General features: G+C 65.3%; 21 protein-coding genes and 1 pseudogene. 11 read left to right on the top strand and 11 right to left on the bottom strand.

What is annotated here, in order from left to right; genetic code table 11:
* The first annotated feature begins 55 nt into the window (after window positions 1-55).
* The 3 genes from sdhA to LJ754_RS13040 all read left to right on the top strand — a co-directional run bounded on the left by sdhA (window position 56) and on the right by LJ754_RS13040 (window position 3,466).
* Complete coding sequence (gene sdhA / locus LJ754_RS13050) at window positions 56-1,822, top strand: succinate dehydrogenase flavoprotein subunit (protein ID WP_227914226.1); 1,767 nt, start codon at window positions 56-58, stop codon at window positions 1,820-1,822.
* Window positions 1,822-2,598 (top strand): succinate dehydrogenase iron-sulfur subunit, encoded by a 777-nt coding sequence (locus tag LJ754_RS13045; protein ID WP_227914227.1) that lies wholly within the window; start codon window positions 1,822-1,824, stop codon window positions 2,596-2,598. Before sdhA ends, LJ754_RS13045 begins: the two co-directional genes overlap by 1 nt.
* 79 nt (window positions 2,599-2,677) lie before the next feature.
* On the top strand, window positions 2,678-3,466 hold the full coding sequence (locus LJ754_RS13040) for an alpha/beta hydrolase (protein WP_227926922.1): 789 nt from the start codon (window positions 2,678-2,680) through the stop codon (window positions 3,464-3,466).
* A 3-nt stretch (window positions 3,467-3,469) separates the two neighbouring features.
* Here the strand turns inward: LJ754_RS13040 and LJ754_RS13035 are convergent, their stop codons facing one another.
* The 5 genes from LJ754_RS13035 to LJ754_RS13015 all read right to left on the bottom strand — a co-directional run bounded on the left by LJ754_RS13035 (window position 3,470) and on the right by LJ754_RS13015 (window position 7,372).
* Entirely contained in the window at window positions 3,470-4,063 is a 594-nt protein-coding gene (locus tag LJ754_RS13035) for a 2'-5' RNA ligase family protein (RefSeq protein WP_331461528.1), read from the bottom strand.
* Between the two features lie 3 nt (window positions 4,064-4,066).
* A complete protein-coding gene (gene trpS, locus LJ754_RS13030; protein ID WP_227914229.1) occupies window positions 4,067-5,101 on the bottom strand; it encodes a tryptophan--tRNA ligase in 1,035 nt (344 codons plus the stop codon).
* Between the two features lie 9 nt (window positions 5,102-5,110).
* Window positions 5,111-5,977: an exodeoxyribonuclease III gene (locus LJ754_RS13025; protein WP_227914230.1), complete on the bottom strand. Its 867-nt coding sequence runs from the start codon at window positions 5,975-5,977 to the stop codon at window positions 5,111-5,113.
* Between the two features lie 93 nt (window positions 5,978-6,070).
* Window positions 6,071-6,562 (bottom strand): hypothetical protein, encoded by a 492-nt coding sequence (locus LJ754_RS13020; RefSeq protein WP_227914231.1) that lies wholly within the window; start codon window positions 6,560-6,562, stop codon window positions 6,071-6,073.
* Between the two features lie 57 nt (window positions 6,563-6,619).
* Complete coding sequence (locus LJ754_RS13015; RefSeq protein WP_227914232.1) at window positions 6,620-7,372, bottom strand: SDR family NAD(P)-dependent oxidoreductase; 753 nt, start codon at window positions 7,370-7,372, stop codon at window positions 6,620-6,622.
* 160 nt (window positions 7,373-7,532) lie between these two features.
* On the opposite strand from LJ754_RS13015, the gene LJ754_RS13010 reads away from it, so the two are divergent.
* Window positions 7,533-8,054 carry an O-acetyl-ADP-ribose deacetylase gene (locus LJ754_RS13010; RefSeq protein ID WP_227926921.1) on the top strand — a complete coding sequence of 174 codons (522 nt, stop codon included), beginning with the start codon at window positions 7,533-7,535 and terminating at the stop codon, window positions 8,052-8,054.
* A 12-nt stretch (window positions 8,055-8,066) separates the two neighbouring features.
* On the opposite strand, the gene LJ754_RS13005 is transcribed toward LJ754_RS13010, so the two are convergent.
* The 5 genes from LJ754_RS13005 to glyA all read right to left on the bottom strand — a co-directional run bounded on the left by LJ754_RS13005 (window position 8,067) and on the right by glyA (window position 13,118).
* A complete protein-coding gene (locus LJ754_RS13005; protein ID WP_227926920.1) occupies window positions 8,067-8,900 on the bottom strand; it encodes an ABC transporter permease in 834 nt (277 codons plus the stop codon).
* Window positions 8,897-9,781 (bottom strand): ABC transporter permease, encoded by an 885-nt coding sequence (locus LJ754_RS13000; RefSeq protein ID WP_227926919.1) that lies wholly within the window; start codon window positions 9,779-9,781, stop codon window positions 8,897-8,899. The genes LJ754_RS13005 and LJ754_RS13000 overlap by 4 nt, the downstream gene beginning before the upstream one ends.
* The gene (locus LJ754_RS12995; RefSeq protein WP_227914236.1) at window positions 9,774-10,739 is read right to left on the bottom strand and encodes an ABC transporter ATP-binding protein; all 966 of its coding nucleotides are present in this window, start codon (window positions 10,737-10,739) and stop codon (window positions 9,774-9,776) included. The genes LJ754_RS13000 and LJ754_RS12995 overlap by 8 nt, the downstream gene beginning before the upstream one ends.
* A gap of 79 nt (window positions 10,740-10,818) precedes the next feature.
* Window positions 10,819-11,832, bottom strand: a complete 1,014-nt coding sequence (locus LJ754_RS12990) for a bifunctional methylenetetrahydrofolate dehydrogenase/methenyltetrahydrofolate cyclohydrolase (protein ID WP_227914237.1) — start codon at window positions 11,830-11,832, stop codon at window positions 10,819-10,821.
* A 2-nt stretch (window positions 11,833-11,834) separates the two neighbouring features.
* Window positions 11,835-13,118: a serine hydroxymethyltransferase gene (gene glyA, locus LJ754_RS12985; protein WP_442860199.1), complete on the bottom strand. Its 1,284-nt coding sequence runs from the start codon at window positions 13,116-13,118 to the stop codon at window positions 11,835-11,837.
* Between the two features lie 308 nt (window positions 13,119-13,426).
* Between glyA and LJ754_RS12980 the strand changes: the two genes are divergently transcribed.
* A complete protein-coding gene (locus LJ754_RS12980) occupies window positions 13,427-14,584 on the top strand; it encodes an FAD-dependent oxidoreductase (protein WP_227926918.1) in 1,158 nt (385 codons plus the stop codon).
* Here LJ754_RS12980 and LJ754_RS12975 read toward each other — a convergent pair.
* The gene (locus LJ754_RS12975) at window positions 14,535-15,089 is read right to left on the bottom strand and encodes a GNAT family N-acetyltransferase (protein WP_227926917.1); all 555 of its coding nucleotides are present in this window, start codon (window positions 15,087-15,089) and stop codon (window positions 14,535-14,537) included. The two genes, LJ754_RS12980 and LJ754_RS12975, sit on opposite strands and share 50 nt — an antisense overlap.
* A gap of 46 nt (window positions 15,090-15,135) precedes the next feature.
* Between LJ754_RS12975 and purU the strand changes: the two genes are divergently transcribed.
* From purU to LJ754_RS12945, 6 genes and pseudogenes are all read left to right on the top strand, one after another.
* Window positions 15,136-16,029, top strand: a complete 894-nt coding sequence (gene purU, locus LJ754_RS12970; RefSeq protein ID WP_442860331.1) for a formyltetrahydrofolate deformylase — start codon at window positions 15,136-15,138, stop codon at window positions 16,027-16,029.
* A 32-nt stretch (window positions 16,030-16,061) separates the two neighbouring features.
* On the top strand, window positions 16,062-16,589 hold the full coding sequence (locus LJ754_RS12965) for a gamma carbonic anhydrase family protein (RefSeq protein ID WP_227926916.1): 528 nt from the start codon (window positions 16,062-16,064) through the stop codon (window positions 16,587-16,589).
* Window positions 16,590-16,662: 73 nt separating this feature from the next.
* Window positions 16,663-17,919 (top strand): annotated as a pseudogene (locus LJ754_RS12960) (ROK family transcriptional regulator).
* A gap of 221 nt (window positions 17,920-18,140) precedes the next feature.
* Window positions 18,141-19,706 (top strand): multiple monosaccharide ABC transporter ATP-binding protein, encoded by a 1,566-nt coding sequence (gene mmsA, locus LJ754_RS12955; protein ID WP_227914242.1) that lies wholly within the window; start codon window positions 18,141-18,143, stop codon window positions 19,704-19,706.
* Window positions 19,703-20,995, top strand: coding sequence for a multiple monosaccharide ABC transporter permease (gene mmsB / locus LJ754_RS12950; RefSeq protein ID WP_227914243.1), 1,293 nt, complete (start codon window positions 19,703-19,705; stop codon window positions 20,993-20,995). The genes mmsA and mmsB overlap by 4 nt, the downstream gene beginning before the upstream one ends.
* 55 nt (window positions 20,996-21,050) lie before the next feature.
* Complete coding sequence (locus LJ754_RS12945; protein ID WP_227926915.1) at window positions 21,051-22,133, top strand: substrate-binding domain-containing protein; 1,083 nt, start codon at window positions 21,051-21,053, stop codon at window positions 22,131-22,133.
* Window positions 22,134-22,281 lie beyond the last annotated feature (148 nt).

Below are 22,281 nucleotides of genomic sequence, written 5' to 3'. Positions count from 1 at the left end.
CAATACCGCGGCAGTCCAAGAGTTTTTAGCAGTTTCAACAGAAAGAGCATCTGGTATGCAGGTCCACAAGTACGACGTCGTCATTGTCGGCGCCGGCGGCGCCGGTATGCGTGCCGCCATTGAATCCGGTCAGCGCGCACGGACGGCGGTACTGACCAAGCTGTACCCCACCCGCTCCCACACAGGCGCGGCGCAGGGCGGCATGTGCGCGGCACTGGCCAATGTCGAGGAAGACAACTGGGAGTGGCACACCTTCGACACCGTCAAGGGCGGTGACTACCTGGTGGACCAGGATGCAGCCGAGGTGATGGCGAAGGAAGCCATTGACGCCGTGCTGGACCTGGAGAAGATGGGCCTCCCCTTCAACCGGACGCCCGAAGGACGCATTGACCAGCGGCGCTTCGGCGGACACACCCGCGACCACGGCAAGGCCCCGGTCCGCCGTGCCTGCTACGCGGCAGACCGCACCGGCCACATGATCCTGCAGACGCTGTACCAAAACTGCGTCAAGCACAACGTTGAGTTCTACAACGAGTACTACGTGCTGGACCTGATCATGGTGACGGAGCCGGACGGCCAGAAGCGCGTTTCCGGCGTCATCTCCTATGACCTGGCTACCGGCGAGCTGCACATCTTCCAGGCCAAGTCCGTGGTCTTCGCCTCCGGCGGAGCCGGCAAGGTCTTCAAGACCACCTCCAACGCCCACACCCTGACCGGTGACGGCATGGGCATCGCGTTCCGCCGCGGCATCCCCCTGGAGGACATGGAGTTCATCCAGTTCCACCCGACCGGCCTGGCCGGGCTGGGCATCCTGCTTTCCGAAGCAGCCCGCGGCGAGGGTGCCATCCTGCGCAACTCCGAGGGTGAGCGCTTCATGGAGCGCTACGCCCCCACCATCAAGGACCTGGCGCCGCGTGACATTGTCGCCCGTTCCATGGCCAACGAGGTGCGCGAGGGCCGCGGCTGCGGTCCGAACAAGGACTACGTCCTGCTGGACCTGACCCACCTGGAACCGGCGCACATTGATGCCAAGCTTCCGGACATCACCGAGTTTGCCCGCACCTATCTTGGCGTGGAGCCGTACACGGAGCCGGTTCCCGTCTTCCCCACGGCCCACTACGTGATGGGTGGCATCCCCACCAACATCAAGGGCGAGGTCCTCCAGGACAACGACACCGTAATCCCCGGCCTGTACGCCGCCGGCGAGGTGGCCTGCGTGTCCGTGCACGGCTCCAACCGCCTCGGAACCAACTCCCTGCTGGACATCAACGTCTTCGGCAAGCGTGCGGGCATCTACGCCGCTGAATACGCCCAGACCGCGGACTTCGTTGACCTGCCGGAAAACCCGGAGGCCGACACGGTGGCCCTGCTGGACCACGTTCGCAACTCCGAAGGCACTGAGCGCGTTTCAGAAATCCGCCGGGACCTGCAGAACACCATGGACATGAACATGCAGGTGTTCCGCACCGCTGACACCATTGAAAAGGTGCTGACGGACATCGCTTCCTTCGAGGAGCGGTACCAGAAGATCAGCGTCCAGGACAAGGGCAAGCGCTTCAACCTCGACCTCCTTGAGGCCGTGGAGCTGGGCTTCCTCCTGGAACTGGCGAAGGTCATGAGCGTAGCCGCCCTGCACCGCACCGAATCCCGCGGCGGACACTTCCGCGAGGACTTCCCGGAGCGCGACGACGAGAACTTCATGAAGCATTCAATGGCCTACAAGGTTGACGAAGCCGAAAATGCCGAGCACACCGCCGGCATCCGGCTGGACACCAAACCGGTCATTTTCACGCGCTACGAGCCGATGGTGAGGAAGTACTAATGACAACGGAAATCGCCGAGCCGGCCTCCAAGGTGGAGCTCCCCGAGTCGATCGGCGGAGAAATCCCCTCCTTCGAGATCACCCTGAAGGTCCGCCGCTACAACCCCGAGGTTTCCGACGAAGCCTACTGGGACGAGTGGAAGCTGACCATGTACGGGACTGACCGCGTGCTGGACGCCCTGCACAAGGTCAAGTGGGAGCACGACGGTTCGGTTTCGTTCCGCCGCTCCTGCGCCCATGGCGTATGCGGCTCCGATGCCATGCGCATCAACGGCCGCAACCGCCTGGCCTGCAAGACCCTGCTGAAGGACCTGGACACGTCCAAGCCCATCCTCGTTGAGCCCATCAAGGGCCTGCCGGTGGAGAAGGACCTGATCGTGGACATGGAGCCGTTCTTCCAGTCCTACCGCGAGATCATGCCGTTCCTGGTCACCAAGGGTCACGAACCGACCAAGGAACGCCTGCAGTCCGCCGAGGACCGCGAGCGTTTCGACGACACCACCAAGTGCATCCTGTGCGCCGCGTGCACCTCGTCCTGCCCGGTCTTCTGGACCGACGGCCAGTACTTCGGACCGGCCGCGATTGTCAACGCGCACCGCTTCATCTTCGATTCCCGCGATGACGCCGGTGACATGCGCCTGGAGATCCTGAACGACAAGGAAGGCGTGTGGCGCTGCCGCACCACCTTCAACTGCTCGGAAGCCTGCCCCCGCGGCATCCAGGTCACCAAGGCCATTTCAGAGGTCAAGCAGGCCATCCTGGCCCGCTCGCTCTAACCGGTCCTGCGCCCAAGGCGCCCGCCGGCGGTTTCCCCGCCGACGGGCGCCTTTTGCGTCCCTATGTAAAGTTGGAAGAATGCTTTCCCAGTCCAAGCCAACATTTGAAAAAGTCTCCTTCCCCGGCGTGAACGGGACCACCCTTGCCGGCACGCTGGATGTGCCCGACGGCGGTGCCCGCGCCTGGGCGGTCTTCTGCCACGGGTTTACCCTCGGGAAGAACAGTGCTGCCGCCTCCCGCATCTCCAAGGCACTGGCCGGCCGGGGTATTGGCGTGCTGCGTTACGACGCCGCCGGCCTGGGCGGGTCCACCGGCAACTGGGAGGACGGCAGTTTCAGCACCAAGGTTGCGGACGTCCGCAGCGCGGCGGAGTTCATGGCGGCCTCCGGCCGTCCTGTGTCCCTGCTGATTGGCCATTCCCTGGGCGGAGCGGCCGTCCTGGCGGCTGCCGGGCAGATCCCCGGGTTGAAGGCGGTGGCGACCATTGCGGCGCCTTTCCGGCCCGACCACGTGGTCCACATGTTCGAGGAGGAGCTGGACGAGATCGTGGAGCAGGGCTCCGCGTCCGTGGACCTGGGCGGCGGGGAGCTGGAAATCCGCCGGCACCTGGTCGAGGACCTGCGCAAACACGAACTCACGGACAGTATCCGCGAACTGCACCTGCCGCTGCTGGTGATGCACTCCCCCACGGACAACACGGTCGGGATCGACAACGCCAGCGAGATTTTCTCGACCGCGCGCCACCCCCGCAATTTCATCTCGCTGGAGGGCAGCGACCATTTGATGGTGGAACGGGCACAGACCAGCCGTGCGGCGGCCATCATCGCCGCCTGGGCCGGTACCTACCTCGGCTTGGACGAGTCCTAGGGGCTACCGGGAGACTTCTTTGCCCCCGCCGAGCTGCAGGTGTTCGTGCAGCTTCCACAGCCCCGTGGCGTCGTGCTCGTACAGTCCCACGCAGTCCACGGTGAAGCTGGCGGAATAGCCATCCAGCCGCTGGACTGCTTCATCCATGCTTTGCTCGCTGACATCGTGGGCCACCGTTACGTGCGGGTGGAAGGGGAACGCCAGGTTTCGGGCCAGCGGGCCGCTCTGGAACTCCTTATGCAAGGCGATGCACTCGTCAAAACCCTCATCCACGTTCAGGTACACCACCGGGGACACCGGCCGGAAGGAGGAGGTCCCCTGCAGCGTTACGCGGAACGGCTCCTGGCAGCTAGCCACCTCGCGGACGTGACGCAGGGTGGCGTCCCAGTCGGTGGTCTCGGTGGTGGTGACCAAGGTGATGTGGGCGGGGATCACGGCAGCCATCGGGTCCCCGAAGGACGCCCGCGCAGCCCGCAGTTCACTTGCCATCGGCTCCGGAACCGCAATGACAATACCCACGCAACGCGAGGCGCACTCAACGGGGTGTCCATCGCGCTCGGCGGCCGGGGCGTGGTCGAAGGATTCGGAGATCTTCATGGGTTACGCCGTCGTGCTGCCCAGCGGCAGGAAGCCGACCTTGTTGTACACATCCGCGAGGGTAACCGACGCCATCTCCCGGGCCTTCCCCGCTCCGACTGCCAGCAGGCGGTCCAGCTCCGCCGGATCATCCAGCAGGTACAGGGCGCGTTCGCGGATGGGCCGGACGTGCTCCGTCACTACCTCTGCGAGGTCCACTTTCAGGTGTCCGTACATCTTGCCTTCGTACTCCTTTTCCAGTGTCTCCACGCTGCGTCCGCTGATCAGGGAGTAGATGGACAGCAGGTTGGAGATGCCCGGCTTCGCGTCCCGGTCGAAGCGGATCTCGCTGCCGTCGTCGGTCACTGCGGACTTGATCCGCTTGGCGATGACCTTATCCTCGTCCAGCAGGTTAATCAGGCCCGCAGGCGAAGCCGCGGACTTGGACATCTTTGCGCCTGGATTCTGCAGATCGTAGATTTTGGCGGCTGCCTTCTGGATGAAGACCTCGGGGACCACGAAGGTCTCACCGAACCGCGAGTTAAAGCGCTTGGCCAGGTCACGGCTCAACTCCACATGCTGGCGCTGGTCCTCTCCCACCGGCACACCGTGCGGCTGGTAGAGCAGGATGTCCGCCACCTGCAGAACGGGGTAGGTGAACAGTCCCACGCTGGCCGCGTCGGATCCGAAACGCTGTTGCTTGTCCTTGAACTGCGTCATCCGGGAGGCTTCGCCGAAACCCGTGAGGCAGTTCAGCACCCAGGCCAGCTGTGCGTGTTCGGGGACCTGCGACTGCACGAACAGGGTGGCCTTATTCACGTCGACGCCGCCGGCAATATACTGCGCCGCCGTCACCCGCGTGCGCTTGCGCAGGTCCTCGGGGTCCTGCGGCACCGTGATGGCGTGCAGGTCGGGGATGAAGAAGTAGGCGTCGTACTCTTCCTGGAGCCGCACCCAGTTCACGAGGGCGCCAAGGTAGTTGCCCAGGTGAAGCGAATCAGCTGAAGGCTGCATCCCGGAAAGGATGCGCTGACGGCCGGTGGAGGAGTTCGAAGTCATGGGGAAACCTTAGAAGTGGTAGTCGATCACGACGGGGGCGTGGTCAGAGAAACGGGCATCGTAGGTGGCGGCACGGTCAACCACGGCATTGGCTGCACGGGCTGCCAGTTCAGGCGTGGCCATGTGGTAGTCGATCCGCCAGCCGGAGTCGTTGTCAAAGGCCTGTCCGCGCCAGGACCACCAGGTGTAGGGGCCGTTTACCTCTCCGGCCAGCGAGCGGTGCACGTCGGTGTACCCGATCTCGTCGCCGAAGAACCGGTCGAAGTAGGCACGTTCCTCGGGCAGGAAACCGGCACGCTTGACGTTGCCCTTCCAGTTCTTGATGTCCAGCGGGGTGTGGCCCACGTTCAGGTCTCCCACCACCAGGACAAAGTCGCTGGTCTGCGCCAGCGCCGGGAGCCGGACACTCATGGTGTCCAGGAAACGGTATTTGTCCACCTGCTTGGGGGTATCCACCTCGCCGGAGTGAACGTAGGCGCTGACCACGGTGAGAATTTTCTCCGCTCCGTCCACGCTGACCTTGTAGTCGGCTTCCACCCAGCGCCCGGAGCGGGCAAAGTATTCGTCGCCGATGTGCTCGCGGACGGCCACCGGTGCGGTCCGGGAAGCGATGGCGACGCCGGCGCGGCCCTTCGCATCGAGGCATTCGGCGTGCTGGACATGCCAGGTGTCCCCCAGCAGTTCACGCAGGACGGCGTCCGGGGCACGGACTTCCTGCAGGCACAGGATGTCCACATCCCGTTCCGCCAGCCAGTCGGCCATCCCGCGCTTGTAGGCGGCGCGGATGCCGTTCACGTTCACGGAAGCGATGCGCAGTGCTGTCCCCGGACGGTCACCGGTTTCCACGGTTGCCGTTTCCTCTGATGCCGAACTCACGCGAATAACCATACTCCTCAGTAGCTGCTCAACCCGAACAGGCGCCGCGGGCATGCCGCAGGGCGCCGGCGGCCGCGGACGGCCGTACCGGTGTTAGTCGACGACTGTACCTTCGACCGGGCCGCCGTCGTCCTTCTTGATCATGCCACGGCCGTTGTGCGCGGTGATGTCGATGGTCTCAAGGGCGCGGTCCACCATTCCGCGGTCCGTGTCCAGGTTCTCGCGGATGACCTTGGCCTGGACCTCGATGATCTTGAAGCTGTGGTCCAGCTTCAGGTCACGGGTGCTTTCGTCGACCACCTGCACGCCGCCGCGGGGCGGGGCGGTGGCAGCGGCGAACTTCGCCGTGGCCTTGCGCGTGGCCCCCCGTACGGAGAAGACCACGAAGGTGGCCAGGAACAGCCAGCCAAGCGAGACGATGACTACGATCCAGCCGATGACGTCGTTCTGGTTTGCGGCAAAGACCACCGCCACGAGGAAGATAATGAGCATCACGGTGATGCCTGTGGTGCCCATCTTGCGGCTGATGCCGCGGCCGGGCGTGGACGGGGACGACGGCGTCTTGCCGTTTCGGATCGACTGCATGGTTTTATTCTCTCAAACTTGGACAGGTGCCCGGTGCCGGTTTCGCCAGCAGCGGTTTTACTGCGTGGTGTACGCCCCGTCCACGGCGTACTGGGATCCGGTGACAAAGGCCGCCGCGTCCGAGAGCAGGAACAGGACGACGGCGGCCACTTCCTCTACCGTGCCCAGCCGCCCGGCCGGGTGCAGGCCCACGAGGCCCTCGTAGACTTCCCGCGGCAGGTTCCCCAGCAGCGGGGTGTCTATGTAACCGGGCTGGACGGAGTTGATGCGGATGCCTTTGTCGGCGTATCCCAATGCGGCCGACTTGGTCATACCCACTACCCCGTGTTTGGCCGTGACATAAGGAACAGCGTTGGCATCCCCCACCAGGCCCAGGATCGAGGAGTTGTTGACTATGGCGCCGCCGCCGGCCTGCAGCATCTGCGGAATCTCGTAGTACATGCTGTAGAACACGGAATTGAGGTTGACGTCGATCACCCGCCGGTATCCCTCAATGTCGATGTCCGCGAGCGGGCCCAGCGGTCCCGAGATCCCCGCGTTGTTGAAGGCCAGGTTCAGGGCACCGAATTCGCTGACCGCTAGTTGGACTGCCCCGGAAATATCCGCGGGATTGGACACATCACCCGCCGATGCGACGGCGCTGCCGCCCTTTTCCGTGATCTTCTCCACCACGTCCTGCGCCGCCTGCAGGTCGAGGTCGTTGACCACAACGTTCGCTCCCTCGGCGGCAAGGGCTATCGCCGCCGCCATGCCGATCCCGGACCCTGCACCGGTCACGAGGGCTGTTTTTGCATCGAAAGTTCCGGCCATGGCTGTGCCTCTTCCTCTGGTGGTTCCTCGTCCTGCTTGGTTTCCCCATGGTCCCGCCGCAAACGGGGTGCGGCAAGGGAAGCAGTGCCCCGCGGGGCAACGCGCACCGCAGCTGGGATCCCGGCTGGTGCCTGCCGTCCGCCGGTGCGACACTGGGCCGATGCATATTGAAATCCGTACCGGCGACATCACGGAGCGCGACACCGATGTGATTGTCAACGCAGCCAATTCCTCGCTGCTGGGCGGCGGCGGTGTGGACGGCGCCATCCACCGGGCCGCGGGACCGGAACTCCTGGCCGCCTGCCGTGAGCTGCGGGCCGCTTCCCTGCGGGACGGATTGCCCACGGGCCGGTCCGTGGCCACGCCGGGGTACAACCTCCGGGCGCGGTGGGTTGTCCACACCGTGGGCCCCAACGCCGGGGCCGGGGAAACGGATCCGGAGCTGCTGCGCTCCTGTTTCCGCACGGCTCTGGCCGCGGCGGAGGAGCTCGGCGCCGAAAGCATCGCCTTTCCGGCCGTTAGTGCCGGAATCTACGGCTGGGAACCGGAAACCGTGGCGGACATCGGCCTTCAGGAGCTCCTCGGCCACGAGCCGCAGAACCTGCAGCACGCAGAGTTCGTGCTGTTCAACGAACGCCTGGCGGAAGTCTTCCGCCGCCGGCTGGCACAGCTGACCGCGTAGCCAGGAACTGCCCTACTTCAGGAACAATGCGCGCAGCCGGACCGTCGTCGCCGTCAGTCCAACGGCAATCATCACCACGAAGTACAGCAGGTGGCCGGCGGTCCCCCAGCTGAAAATGCCCACGCTGATCTGCCGCAGCATTTCCACGCCGTGCCACAGCGGCAGCGCCTGGATCACGGACTGCATCGCTTCGGGGTAGACACTCAGCGGATAGAAGGTCGCCGAGAGCAGGAACATGGGCAGCATGATCATGTTCACCCAGTCCAGCTGCTGGAAGGTCTTCATATAGCTGGTCACCGCCATGCCGAAGGAGGCAAACCCGAAGGCTATGACCACCGCTGCGGGGATCATTAGCAGCGCCCAGGGCGATGTAATCAGGCCCATGGCACCCATTACGGCAGTAAACCCCGTGGCGTACATCGCTCCGCGCAGCAACGCGAGGAAGATTTCCCCCATGGCCACATCCAGCGGCCCCAGCGGAGTGGAGAGCATCCCCTCGTACAGCCGGGCATAGTTGAGCTTGAAGAACACATTCATGGTGGAGTCGTAAACGGCGCCGTTCATGGCGGACACGGCGAGCAGGGCGGGCGCAATGTAGTTCGCATAGCCCATCTCCGCTCCCCCGGGCCCGGTAACTGTGCCCACCAGTGCGCCCAGCCCAATGCCCATGGCCACCAAGTAGAGCACCGGCTCCACGAAGCCGCTGACCATGATGCTCCAGTTGGTGCCCCACGTGGCCTTGAGGCCGCGTGCAATCACGGCCCGGGTATTGCGGCCGTAAAGCGAGCCGAGGAAACGGTCCCGCGGGACCAGCGAAGTGGTGGCCGTGGAGTTCTGTGTGCTCATCCGTCCAGCCTCCTGGTGAAGTTGCGCCGGCCCAGGACCAGGCCGACGGCGGCCAGGGCCAGCAGATAGGCAAGGTGCAGGGCGGTCATGGCAGCCGGTTCGGGGTGGCCGTAACTGAGCACCCGGCCCAGCTCGGTGGAATGCCACAGCGGTGAGATCCAGCCGATCCACCGCACCCCGAGCGGAAGGTTGTCCAGCGGGAAGAACGTTCCCGAGAACAGGAACAGCGGCATCACGATGAAGCGCTGGACCATGGCGAACTGGCCCTTGTCCTCTTTGAGCGTGGCGCTGAACGCCAGCAGCGGCAGGCCGAAGGCCAGCCCTGCCAGCAGGGCGGTGAAGACCATCAGCCAACCGGTGCCCGGCTGCGGAACGGCACCGAACAGCAGCAGGAACAGGTAGTAGATGCCGGTGGTCAGCAGGAGACGGAAGGCGAGGCCCAGGACGTGGCCGGAGGCTATCTGCCCGCTGGAAAGCGGCGAGGCGTTGGGACCGTAGTAGGTGCGGTGCCATTTGAACCCGCCCATCACCGTGTAGGTGTTCTCCTCGCTGGAGACCATCAGTGCGGCGGTGGCTACCAGGGCCGGGCCAAGGAACACCAGGTAGGAGACAGTGGACCCGTTGCCGCCGGGAAAACCGGCGTCGGAGTTGGCATCAATCAGTACCGCCAGCCCGGTGCCCATGCCCAGCAGGTAGACCAGCGGGGTGCCGACGGCGGTCATCAGCACCGTCCACTGGTAGCCGCGCATCCGCCGGATCCACATGTCGGCGTAGTAGAAGGCACCGAAATGGCGCGCCTTCGCTGCGGTCTGCAGCGGTGTCAGCGGGGAACGCAGCCCCAGCACGGCGTGCCGGGATTCTTCGGCTGGGAGCTTAGTCAATGAGGCTCCTGCCGGTCAGCCGGAGGAAAACATCCTCCAGCGAGGAACGCCGCACCAGCGAGGTGATGGGCCGCAGCCCCCGGGCCGTCACTGCATCCAGGGCGTCTTCGCCGTCGTTGGCGTAGATCAGCACCCGGTCCGGAAGGGTTTCCAGCCGTTCCCCGATGCCTTCCAGATCCGCGGCCACGGTGGTGTTGCGGTCGGAGCCAAAGCGCAGCTCCACCACTTCGCGGGTGGAATGCTCGCGGATCAGGGCAGCCGGGGAGCCCTCGGCCATGATGGCGCCCTTGTCCACCACGATGAGCCGGTCGCAGAGCTGTTCGGCCTCATCCATGTAGTGGGTGGTGAGGATCAGCGTGACCCCTGCTTCCTTGAGCCGGAAAAGCCGGTCCCAGAGAATGTGCCGGGCCTGCGGGTCCAGGCCGGTGGTGGGTTCATCCAGCAGCAGGATCTTCGGATCATTGATCAGGGAGCGGGCAATGGTCAGCCGCCGCTTCATGCCGCCGGAGAGGGAATCCACGCGGGCCTTGGCCTTATCGGTCAGCTGGGCGAATTCCAGCAGTTCGTCCGCTTTGGGCTGCAGGTAGCTCTTGGGCAGCCCGAAGTACCGTCCGTAGGCCAGCAGGTTGTCCCGGACGCGCAGGTCCTCGTCCAGGTTGTCCTGCTGCGGCACCACGCCCAAGTGCGCGCGGACCTCCGGGCCGTAGGTGTTGGGGTCCAGTCCCATGATGCTCAGCTCGCCGGAGGTCCGCTGGGACACCCCGCCGATCATTTTCATGGTGGTGGATTTGCCGGCCCCGTTGGGTCCGAGCAGGCCGAAGGACTCCCCCGGCGGTACGTCGAAGGAGATGCCGTTGACGGCAGTGAAGTCGCCGTAGGACTTGGTCAGGTTCCGGGCGGAAATAACGTAGTCGGAGCGGGTTTCAGGGACAGTTTTGCTTACTGTGATCTGCGGCACTTGAGAAAGTGTAGTGGACGCGCCACGGGCCGGTGCCTCTGCGCCTGCACCGGCCCGTCATACTGCGCTTAAACCTTCCCTAGGCCAGGACTCCGGCCTGCCGTTCTGCCGCTTCCACCACGTTGGACAGGAGCATCGCCCGGGTCATGGGCCCCACCCCGCCCGGGTTCGGCGAAATCCAGGCGGCGACGTCGGCCGCTGCCGGCTCCACGTCCCCGGTCAGCGTGGTCTTGCCGGTCTCGGGGTCGGTGACCCGGGTGACGCCGACGTCCAGGACAATGGCACCGGGCTTGAGGTCCTCGGCCTTGATCATCTCGGGGAAGCCTGCCGCGGCCACCACGACGTCGGCCTCGCGCAGGTGCTCGAACAGGTCAACCGTTCCGGTGTGCGCCAGGGTGACCGTGGCGTTGATCGGCCGGCGGGTCAGCAGCAGTCCCAGGGGGCGGCCCACGGTGACGCCGCGTCCCACCACCAGCACGTTCTTGCCGGTCAGTGAAATGCCGTTGCGGACCAGTAGCTGCACAATCCCGTGCGGGGTGCACGGCAGCGGTGAGGTCATCGGCTCGCTGACGTTGAGCACCAGCCGGCCCAGGTTGACCGGGTGCAGGCCGTCGGCGTCCTTCTCGGGAGCAATCCGCTCCAGCACCGCGTTGGTGTCGATGTGGGCCGGCAGCGGCAGCTGCACAATGTAGCCGGTGGTGGCCGGATCCCCGTTGAGTTCGTCGATGACCTTTTCCAGGTCCGCCTGGCTGATGTCTGCCGGCAGGTCGCGGCGGATGGAATTGATGCCCACCTGCTTGCAGTCCTTGTGCTTGCCTCCCACGTAGGAATGGCTGGCCGGGTCATCTCCCACCAGGACGGTGCCCAGGCCGGGGGTGATGCCGTGTTCGTCCTGCAGCGCCTTCACCCGTCCCGCGAGCTCCTCCTTGATCTCCCGCGCGGCCGCACGGCCGTCGAGGATCCTGGCCGCAACCGGGGTGCCGAACTCCGTTTTTTCCTTGGCCTCCCAGCCGAGGTTCACTCCGGTCTCTTCGGGGCTTTCGGAAACGGCGGCCTTAGTGACGCTGCCCTCCATATTGGTTCCTTTCTCCATGGTTACCATTCCTCCTGTCCGGGGTAGAGCGGAAAGTCCTCCGCCAGCGCGGCCACGCGGGCCCGCAGCGAGTCGACGTCGGGTGCCGGCATCAGGGCGGCCGCGATGATCTCGGCGACTTCGGTGAATTCGGCGGCGCCAAAGCCGCGGGTGGCCAGCGCCGGGGTGCCGATCCGCAGCCCGGACGTGACCATCGGCGGGCGCGGGTCGAACGGGACGGAGTTGCGGTTCACGGTGATGCCCACCGAGTGCAGCAGGTCTTCGGCCTGCTTGCCGTCCAGTGCGGAGTGCCGCAGGTCCACCAGGATCAGGTGCACATCGGTTCCGCCGGTCAGCACGGACACGCCGTGCCCGGCAACGTCCGGCGCGTTGAGGCGGTCGGCAATGATCCGCGCGCCTTCAAGCACCCGTTCCTGCCGCTCGCGGAACTCCTCGGACCCGGCAATCTTGAAGGCCACGGCCTTGGCGGCAATAACGTGCATCAGCGGCCCGCCCTGCTGCCCCGGGAACACGGCGGAGTTCAGCTTTTTGGCGTACTCCTGCTTGGCCAGGATCATGCCCGACCGAGGTCCGGCAAGCGTCTTATGCACAGTGGAGGTCACGACGTCGGACGCCGGGACCGGGTTTGGGTGCAGCCCGGCGGCCACCAGGCCGGCGAAGTGGGCCATGTCCGTCCACAGGTAGGCGCCCGCTTCATCGGCGATGGACCGGAACGCGTCGAAGTCCAGCTGCCGGGGGTAGGCGGACCAGCCGGCAACAATGACCTGCGGGCGTTCGGCCAGGGCCTGCTCGCGGACCTTGTCCATGTCCACCCGGTAGGTCTGCTCGTCCACGCCGTAAGCCGCAACTTCATACAGCTTGCCGGAGAAATTCAGTTTCATGCCGTGGGTCAGGTGCCCGCCGTGGGCCAGGTTCAATCCCATCAGCTTGTCGCCCGGCTGCAGCAGGGCCGCGAGCGCTGCGGCATTGGCCTGCGCTCCGGAATGCGGCTGGACGTTGGCAAATTCCGCACCGAAAAGGGATTTCGCCCGCTCGATGGCCAGGTTCTCGGCCACGTCCACATACTCGCAGCCGCCGTAGTAGCGCCGGCCGGGGTAGCCCTCGGCGTACTTGTTGGTGAGCACCGACCCCTGGGCTTCAAGGACGGAACGCGGAGCGAAGTTCTCCGACGCGATCATCTCGAGGGTGCTGCGCTGGCGGGACAGTTCGTCATTAAGCACTGCCGCAATTTCGGGATCGACATCGGACAGGGGCGCGTTGGTGACGGGCTGGGTGGATACTCTCACGTGGATCTCCTGGGAACTGGGTTCTCTATAGGTCAGGCTACCTGCCGGCACGGCCGCGGTCGGTGGGTGGGCACCGGCCGGGCATGGCAAACAGTTCAACGTGACCCGCGGCCCAGGCGTGCGATCCGTGGTCTTGAAAACACCTTCCGCCTTGGCGCAACGCCGGGGCAGTAAGGTGCCGTGCCGCTCCCTGGTGGTAATCCACCCGACGCCAGTCGCGACGCTCCCCATCCTAGCCTCCCTCTGCCGCTGCGGGCCGGAATACCGGAAAGGAGCCGAAGGTTAGGGTTCAGCAGGGAAGCGAGGCAATGGACTTGGAGGCGCAGGTGCACGCTGAGGGCCAGGTACAGACGGACGTAGTGGTGATCGGGGCCGGACAGGCCGGACTCAGTGCCGCCTACCACCTGCGCCGGCGCGGGCTGGCGGCCGGTAGCGGGTTCACCGTGCTGGACGCCAATCCGGGACCCGGCGGGGCTTGGCGGCACCGCTGGGACTCGCTGACGTTCGGCGCCGCGCATGCCCTGCACGATTTGCCCGGCATGCCCCTGGGCGTTCCGGATCCGGCCGAACCGGCGTCAGCGGTGGTTACCCGGTATTACGGGCGGTACGAGCAGGAGTTCAGCCTCGGCGTCGTGCGCCCGGTGGCGGTGGTGTCGGTGACGGAGGGCGACGGCGGGCGGCTGGCCGTCCACGCGGCGGACGGGCGGCAGTGGCAGGCACGTGTTGCCATCAATGCCACCGGGACCTGGGACCGCCCCTACTGGCCCTATTACCCCGGGCGGGAGATCTTCCGCGGCCGACAGTTGCATACCCATGATTTTCGCAGCACCGATGAGTTCACCGGGCAGCGGGTGCTGGTGGTGGGGGGCGGGACCTCGGCCGTGCAGTTCCTGCTGCAGCTGGACGGGGCGGGGGCCTCCACAGTGTGGTCAACCCGCCGGCCGCCGGAATTCACCCGGCGGGCGTTCGACGCCGAGTGGGGCCGGGCGGTGGAAGCCCGAGTCAGTGCACGCACCCGCGCCGGCCTTCCGCCGCGGAGCGTGGTCTCCGCTACGGGCCTGCCGCTGACCCCCGAGTACCAGCGCGGCATCGAGGCCGGTGTGCTCGTCTCGCGGGGTCCCATCAGCAGGCTGACCGCAGACGGCGTGGTTTTTGCCGACGGTTCGGTTGAGGGTGTGGACTCCATCCTGTGGGCCACGGGCTTCCGGCCCGCCCTGGACCATCTGGCGCCCCTGCACCTGCGTGAACCCGGCGGGGGCGTCTTGATGGACGGGGTGCTGGTGGTGCGCGAACCGCGGCTGCTCCTGGTGGGCTACGGGGAGTCTTCTTCCACTCTGGGGGCTACCCGCGCGGGCCGGGCCGCGGCGCTGGCTGCGGCGCGGCTGCTGGCCGCGGGGCAAACGCCGCAGGCGGGGTCTACCGGGGCTGCCGGGGCTGCTCCAGCTCTTCCCACTCGAACCGGCTAAGCGTGCCCTGTTCCCAGTCCCGGCGCAGGATGGCGTAAACCACGGTGGCCACGTACCGCCCGTCCTCGAGCTGCCAGTCCTCCCGGTAATGGGCTTCCTTGAGGAAACCGGACCGCAGCAGGGTCTTGCGCATGGCGATGTTGTCTTCGCGTGTGCGGCCGGCAAAGCGGTGGATCCCGGGGTGCTCGTCAAACACCTTGCCGGTCAGCGATTTCAGCACCGGCACCGCATTGCCCCGGCCGCGGAAACGCTCCACCAGGCGCAGGTCCAGCACCGGCGTGGGTGTGCCCAGATCTTCCAGGATCACCAGGCCCATGCGCTGGTTGTCGCCGAAGACCCAATAGGTACACACACCGTCGCCGTCGAACCGTCCCTCGATCAGCAGGCGCCGCACCAGCTCCTCGGACGGTGCCGTAATCCGGTGGTAGGGGAAACTGTTGGTGGTGAGGAAGCGGACAAGCTCTTCTTCATCCTTGTCGGAAAGCGGCAGGAACGTCACATCCATGTGCCCAACCCTAAGCCTGCGCGCCCCAACCGGTAACCTAGCTAGGGTGACGCACCTGATCCCGACTTCTCCCGGCGGCACCGGTTCCGGCTCCGCACCGGGCACGTACACGCTGGCGCTTTCCTGCCCGGACCGTCCCGGCATTGTCCACGCGGTCAGCGCCGCCCTCGTGGCCGCAGAAGGCAACATCACCGAGTCCGCCCAGTACGGCAGCCCCGAGACCGGTTCGTTCTTTATGCGGGTCGAATTCACCTCGCCGCGCTCCTACGCGGAAGTACGCGCCGAACTGGCCGCGGTGGCCGGCCAGTTCGCCATGGCCTGGGAACTGCACGCCACGGGCCGCCGCGTCCGCACCCTCATCATGGCTTCCACTTCAGGGCACTGCCTCAATGACCTGCTTTTCCAGCAGCGCGCAGGCACGCTGCCCATCGACATTCCGGCCATTGTGTCCAACCACCGCGAGCTCGAATCCCTGGCCGATTTCTACGGTGTCCCCTTCCACCACATCCCGGTCACTGCGGACACGAAGCCGGAAGCCGAGGACCTGCTGCGGGAGCTGATGGATCAGCTGGACATTGAACTGGTGGTCCTGGCCCGCTACATGCAGATCCTCAGCGACCGGCTGTGCGCGGATCTGGCCGGGCGTGCCATCAACATCCACCACTCCTTCCTCCCGTCCTTCAAGGGTGCCCGCCCCTACCACCAGGCCCACGCGCGCGGCGTGAAGCTCATCGGCGCCACTGCCCATTACGTCACGGCCGACCTGGACGAAGGGCCCATCATCGAGCAGGAAGTCATCCGGGTGGACCACTCCCGCTCCGCTGCCCAGCTCGCTGCCCTGGGCAGCGACGTCGAGGGCCGGGCACTGTCCAAGGCCGTGCAGTGGCACGCCGAGCACCGGGTGCTGCTGGACGGCAAGCGGACTATCGTCTTCACCTAGGCTCGTGCCGCACGGCAGTACGCTAAGGTCCCATGGCACACATCATTGAATTCCGGGGCTCTGTCCCGTCCGTTGATCCCAGTGTTTTCCTAGCGCCCACCGCCTCCCTGATCGGCGATGTGGTGATGGCTGCCGACTCCAGCGCTTTCTACGGCGTCAGCGTTCGCGCAGACTCCAACAGCATCCGGGTAGGGCCCGGCAGCAACCTGCAGGACAACGTGGTGCTGCACGCGGATCCGGGCTTCCCGACGTCGGTGGGGGCAGGGGTGAGCGTAGGCCACAACGCTGTGATCCACGGCTGCACGGTGGAGGATGACTGCCTCATCGGCATGAGCGCCACCATCATGAACGGGGCCGTCATCGGCGCCGGTTCACTCGTGGCCGCCGGCGCCCTGATCCTCGAAGGCACCGTGGTTCCGCCCCGCTCGCTGGTAGCCGGTATGCCTGCCAAGGTGCGGCGGAGCCTGACGGACGAGGAATTTGCCGGGGTGCAGGCCAACGCCGCGAACTACCGGCGCACCGCCGCGGAACACCGGACCGCCGTTGCGGGGCAGTCCTAGCTGCCAATCGGTCCGCGGCCTACTATTGCGTTCAATTCTTGACGACAAGAGTGTGATGTAGCACTCTTAATTTATGCCAGCCGATCCATCCTCAGCGTTGAGGACAGTCCCGACCACGGGCTCAGAGAGCTCCAAACCGGGCTCCCAAAGCGCCCTGCGCGAACGTAACCGCCAGCGCATCATCACCGCCCTGCTGGCCTCCGGACCGCAGACCCAGGCCGAGTTGTCCCGGCAGACCGGACTCTCCAGCGCCACCGTATCCAACATCGTGCGCCAGCTGCATGAGGACCATCTGGTCAGCACGGAACCGACCACCAGTTCCGGACGGCGCGCACTTTCCTGCAGGTAACCGCCCACCAGTTCCGGACGGCGCGCAGTTTCCGTGCGGCTGAATGACACCGGTGCCGTGGCGGCGGGCATCGACATCGGCCGCCGCCACGTCCGGGTGGTCCTGGCCTCCCTGGGCTACCGCATCCTGCAGGAAGAATCCGTGCAGCTGCCACTGGGACACTCGGCCGCTGAAGGCATGGACGCAGCCGCCGCGCTGCTCGCCCGGCTGCTGCGCCGGCAGGGCGTGAACCGCAGTGCCGTCCTCGGCGCCGGCGTCGGGATTCCCGGCCCCATTGACCGGCGGACCGGCACGGTGGTCCAGGGCGCCATCCTGCCCGAATGGGTCGGCATCAACATGCGCGCGGACTTGGCGGACCGCCTCGGCATGCCGGTCTTCATCGACAACGACGCGAACCTCGGTGCCCTCGCAGAAGTGACCTGGGGTCCGCACGGAGGCACGGCAAACCTCATCTTCATCAAGGTCGCCTCCGGCATCGGAGCAGGGCTGATCATCAACGGCTCCCTGTACTACGGTCACGTGGGAATCACCGGCGAGATCGGCCACGCCACCATCAACGAACAGGGCGTGATCTGCCGCTGCGGCAACCGCGGCTGCTTGGAGACCATTGCCTCCACGTCCACCATGATCGAACTGCTGGGCCGCGCCTCCAACGGCCCCGTCACCACCGCGGACATCCTGGCCCGAGCGGCTGCCAAGGACCCCGCCACCCTGCGCGTCATTGACGACGCCGGAGTGGCCGTGGGGCGTGCAGCGTCCAATTTGGCCAACACCCTGAATCCGGAGACCATCGTTATCGGCGGTTCCCTGACCGACCTCGGGGACTGCTTCCTGGAGCCGGTCCGCCGCGGCCTGCTCCGCCATGCCGTCCCGCTGGTGGATGAAACCACCGCGGTGCAGATGTCCTCCCTCGGGGACCGTGCCGAGGCACTGGGCGCGGCTGCACTCGTCCTGCAGGAACAGGGCGCCCCGGCCCGTTAGTCCTGCTCCGGCAGTTTTGGGGGCTCAGCAAATCCGCGTCATTCCGCCACTTTGCGTTCAAGACTTGACGGCAGTGCCTGTGACCCTGTTAACTTCGTTATCGGCTCACCTGTGGGCCATGTCACGACAAAGAGGTCACATGGAGGCACTCATGCGAGCAGCAACAGCTCCGGCAGTGAACGCGCACAGCGCGCACTGCCCCAACGGCGGGAACAACGCCCATGTCGGCTAACCCGTTCATTCTGGAAATGCGCTCCATCACCAAGGAATTCCCCGGCGTTAAAGCCCTCTCGGATGTGTCCCTGAAGGTCCGTGCAGGCGAAATCCACGCCATCTGCGGTGAAAACGGCGCCGGCAAGTCGACGCTGATGAAAGTCCTTTCCGGTGTTTACCCGCACGGAACGTACACCGGCGATATTGTCTTCAACGGCAACGACGTCCAGTTCCGCGATATCCGTTCCAGCGAAGCCGCCGGAATTGTGATCATCCACCAGGAACTGGCGCTGATCCCGGAACTGTCCATCGCGGAAAACATCTTCCTGGGCAACGAACCCACACGGTTCGGCGTCATCGACTGGGACAAGGTCAACTTCGACACCCTGGACCTGATGGAGCGGGTGGGCCTGAAGGAAGACCCCACCACCCCCATCAAGGACCTGGGCGTGGGCAAGCAGCAGCTCGTGGAAATCGCCAAGGCGCTGAGCAAGTCCGTTAGGCTGCTGATCCTCGACGAGCCCACCGCCGCGCTCAACGAAACTGATTCCCAGCACCTGCTGGGCCTGATGTCCGGGCTGCGCGACAAGGGCATCTCCTGCATCATGATTTCGCACAAGCTCAACGAAATTGAGCAGATTGCCGACTCGATCACCATTATCCGCGACGGCAAGTCCGTGGAGAGCATCGACGTCGCCGTCGAAGGCGCCGACGAGGACCGCATCATCCGCGGCATGGTGGGGCGTTCGCTTGAATCCCGCTTCCCGGACCACACTCCCAAGATCGGCGAGACCTTCTTCGAGGTCCGCGGCTGGACCGTCGGCCACCCGGCCATTGCGGACCGGCTGGTCTGCAAGGGTTCGGACTTCCACGTAAAGCGCGGCGAAATTGTCGGTTTTGCCGGGTTGATGGGCGCCGGCCGCACCGAGCTGGCCCGGTCCATTTTCGGCCGCTCCTACGGAAACTACATTTCCGGCCAGATCATCAAGGACGGCAAGGAAATCACGCTCAAGAGCGTGCACTCCGCCATCAACCACGGCCTGGCCTACGTCACCGAGGACCGCAAGACCCTCGGCCTGAACCTGCTGGATGACATCAAGGCCACCACGGTTTCCGCGGACCTGAAGAAGATCACCCGCGGGCTGGTGGTGGACGACGACGCCGAGTTCCGCCACGCCGAGGAGTACCGCAAGTCCCTGCGCACCAAGGCCCCGACCGTGGACGAAGGCGTTTCCAAGCTTTCCGGCGGCAACCAGCAGAAGGTTGTCCTGGCCAAGTGGATGTTCACCGACCCGGATCTGCTGATCCTGGACGAACCCACCCGGGGCATCGACGTCGGCGCCAAGTACGAGATTTACGGGATCATCCAGCAGCTGGCCAACCAGGGCAAGGGCGTCATCGTGATCTCCTCGGAGCTGCCCGAACTGCTGGGCCTGTCAGACCGCATCTACACCATCTTCGAAGGTGCCATCACCGGAGAGCTCTCCAAGGACGAAGCCGACCAGGAGAACCTCATGAGGCTCATGACCTCACCCGCCAAGAAAACCTACGCCGCACAAGGAACCCTTTCATGAACGCCATCAAGCAGCTCCTGGGCGGCAACGGCCGCCAATTCGGGATGATCTTCGCCCTGGGCATCCTCGTTGTCCTGTTCCAGCTCCTCACCGGGGGCAAGACACTCACGTCCACGAACATGATCAACCTGTTCAACGGCAACTCCTACATCCTCATCCTCGCCGTCGGCATGGTCTTCGTGATCATTGCCGGCCACATCGACCTCTCCGTCGGATCCGTGGCCGCCTTCTCCGGCATCGTCGTCGCCATGGCCATGCGGGACTGGGGACTGCCCTGGTACGCCGGCATCATTCTGGGTCTGGTGGTGGGTGCCGCGATCGGCGCCTGGCAGGGCTTCTGGGTCGCCTACGTCGGCATTCCGGCGTTCATCGTCACGCTGGCCGGCATGCTGATCTTCCGCGGTGCAAACCAGTGGGTCGGCAAGTCCAACACAGTGCCCGTCCCCTCCGAATTCCAGTTCATCGGCGCCGGGTACCTGCCCGAGGGCGGCCCCATCCCGGGCTACAACAACCTGACCCTGCTTATCGGCCTGGTCCTGTGCGCCGCAGTTATCTACGGCGAAATGCGCAAGCGCGGCCGCAATGCCAAGCTCGGCACGGCCAACCCGCCGGCCTGGGTGCCGGTAGTCAAGATCGGCCTGCTCTGCGCCGTCATCCTCTACGCCACGTACCTCTTCGCCACCGGCCGTCCGGGCACCTCCTTCCCGGTCTCCGGCATCATCCTCGGCGTCATGGTCCTGTTCTACGGTTTCGTCTCCAACAAGACCATCCTGGGCCGCCACGTCTACGCCGTGGGCGGTAACCGGCACGCAGCCGAGCTCTCCGGCGTGCAGGGCAAAAAGGTCAACTTCATGGTCATGATGAACATGTCCATCCTGGCCGCCCTGGCCGGCATGATCTTCGTTGCCCGCTCCACCGCCTCGGGTCCGTTCGACGGCACCAACTGGGAGCTGGACGCCATCGCGGCCGTCTTCATCGGCGGTGCAGCCGTCTCCGGCGGCGTCGGTACCGTGGTGGGTTCCATCGTGGGCGGCCTGGTCATGGCCGTACTGAACAACGGCCTGCAGCTGCTGGGCGTTGGCGCTGACCTGACCTCCATGATCAAGGGCCTGGTCCTGCTGCTCGCCGTGGCACTGGACGTCTACAACAAGACCCAGGGCAAGCCCTCCATCACCGGCCTGCTGATGCGCAATCTGGGCGGCAACAAGCCCAAGCCCGCACCCGCCGTCGTCGACGCCACCCCGGAAATGCCCACGGGCACCAAAACCGTCATCTCCACCGACGCCTAATCCTTTCCATTGACCGGCAATATCCTCCAGTACCGCTATCAAGAAAGAGAACATCATGCGTAAATTCGCAAAGTCCTTCGCCGTTGTCGCAACGGTGGCAGCACTGTCGCTGTCCGCCTGCGGCCGCGAAGAAGAATCCGCTTCCGGATCCGAGTCCGGCTTCGGCGAAGGTGCCGCCATTGGCGTTGCCCTGCCGCAGAAGACCTCCGAAAACTGGGTCCTCGCCGAGAAGCTGTTCAACGACGGCCTCAAGGACGCCGGCTTCGAAGGCCAGGTCCAGTTCGCCAACGGCGGCGTGTCCGAGCAGCAGAACCAGATCAGCTCCATGATCACCAACGGTGTCGAGGTCCTGATTGTCGGCGCTATCGACGGCAAGCAGCTCGGCTCCCAGCTGCAGGATGCCAAGGATGCCGGCATCACCGTCATTGCTTATGACCGTCTGCTGACCAACACTGAAAACGTTGACTACTACGTGGCCTACGACAACTTCAAGGTTGGCGAGCTGCAGGGCCAGGCCCTGCTGGACGGACTGAAGGAAAAGAAGCCCGAGGGTCCCTACAACGTCGAGCTTCTCGCCGGATCCCCGGATGACGCCAACGCCCAGGTCTTCTTCGACGGCGCCATGAGCGTGCTGAAGCCGGAAATCGAATCCGGAAACCTCAAGGTTGTTTCGGGCCAGACCGAGTTCAACCAGGTTGTAACCCAGGGCTGGAAGGCTGAGAACGCCCAGAAGCGCATGGACACCCTGCTCTCGGCCAACTACGCCTCCGCTGAGCTGGACGGCGTCCTCTCCCCCAACGACACCCTGGCCCGCGCAGCACTGACCTCGGTTGAGGCCGCCGGCAAGACCCTGCCCGTCATCACCGGCCAGGACTCCGAGGTTGAGTCCGTGAAGCTGATCATGGAAGGCAAGCAGTACTCCACGATCAACAAGGACACCCGCAACCTGGTGAACCACTCCATCGAGATGGTCAAGGATCTGGCTGCCGGTGAAGACGTCGAGGTCAACGACGACGAGAGCTACGACAACGGCAAGAAGGTTGTTCCGGCCTACCTGCTGGAGCCGGTCATCGTCACCAAGGCCAACGCTGCCGAGGCGTACGCCAATGACCCGACGCTTTCCCCGCTGGTCAAGTAGCACCACCGGTACACTGCTGCCGTAATAACCCGCCCCTTTAGGGCGGAACAGCCCGGGCTCCCCGCTACAGGGGACCCGGGCTGTTCCATCTGCCGGCGCCGGCCATCCGCGAGGACTGCCTGCCGTCCGGGCCTAGGCCCCGGAACCC

This window comes from Arthrobacter sp. zg-Y40 (genome assembly GCF_020731535.1).
GTDB lineage: Bacteria > Actinomycetota > Actinomycetes > Actinomycetales > Micrococcaceae > Arthrobacter_B.
This window is presented reverse-complemented; position numbering and strand designations above follow the sequence as displayed.

Coding starts and splice junctions, on each gene's coding strand:
- LJ754_RS13045 (WP_227914227.1), top strand. CDS start 1,822: ATGACAACGGAAATCGCCGAGCCGGCCTCCAAGGTGGAGCTCCCCGAG.
- LJ754_RS12980 (WP_227926918.1), top strand. CDS start 13,427: ATGGACTTGGAGGCGCAGGTGCACGCTGAGGGCCAGGTACAGACGGAC.
- LJ754_RS12990 (WP_227914237.1), bottom strand. CDS start 11,832: ATGGAGAAAGGAACCAATATGGAGGGCAGCGTCACTAAGGCCGCCGTT.
- LJ754_RS12975 (WP_227926917.1), bottom strand. CDS start 15,089: ATGGATGTGACGTTCCTGCCGCTTTCCGACAAGGATGAAGAAGAGCTT.
- LJ754_RS13035 (WP_331461528.1), bottom strand. CDS start 4,063: ATGAAGATCTCCGAATCCTTCGACCACGCCCCGGCCGCCGAGCGCGAT.
- LJ754_RS12945 (WP_227926915.1), top strand. CDS start 21,051: ATGCGTAAATTCGCAAAGTCCTTCGCCGTTGTCGCAACGGTGGCAGCA.
- mmsA (WP_227914242.1), top strand. CDS start 18,141: ATGTCGGCTAACCCGTTCATTCTGGAAATGCGCTCCATCACCAAGGAA.
- LJ754_RS13015 (WP_227914232.1), bottom strand. CDS start 7,372: ATGGCCGGAACTTTCGATGCAAAAACAGCCCTCGTGACCGGTGCAGGG.
- LJ754_RS13040 (WP_227926922.1), top strand. CDS start 2,678: ATGCTTTCCCAGTCCAAGCCAACATTTGAAAAAGTCTCCTTCCCCGGC.
- sdhA (WP_227914226.1), top strand. CDS start 56: ATGCAGGTCCACAAGTACGACGTCGTCATTGTCGGCGCCGGCGGCGCC.
- trpS (WP_227914229.1), bottom strand. CDS start 5,101: ATGACTTCGAACTCCTCCACCGGCCGTCAGCGCATCCTTTCCGGGATG.
- LJ754_RS13010 (WP_227926921.1), top strand. CDS start 7,533: ATGCATATTGAAATCCGTACCGGCGACATCACGGAGCGCGACACCGAT.
- mmsB (WP_227914243.1), top strand. CDS start 19,703: ATGAACGCCATCAAGCAGCTCCTGGGCGGCAACGGCCGCCAATTCGGG.
- LJ754_RS13005 (WP_227926920.1), bottom strand. CDS start 8,900: ATGAGCACACAGAACTCCACGGCCACCACTTCGCTGGTCCCGCGGGAC.
- LJ754_RS12965 (WP_227926916.1), top strand. CDS start 16,062: ATGGCACACATCATTGAATTCCGGGGCTCTGTCCCGTCCGTTGATCCC.
- LJ754_RS13020 (WP_227914231.1), bottom strand. CDS start 6,562: ATGCAGTCGATCCGAAACGGCAAGACGCCGTCGTCCCCGTCCACGCCC.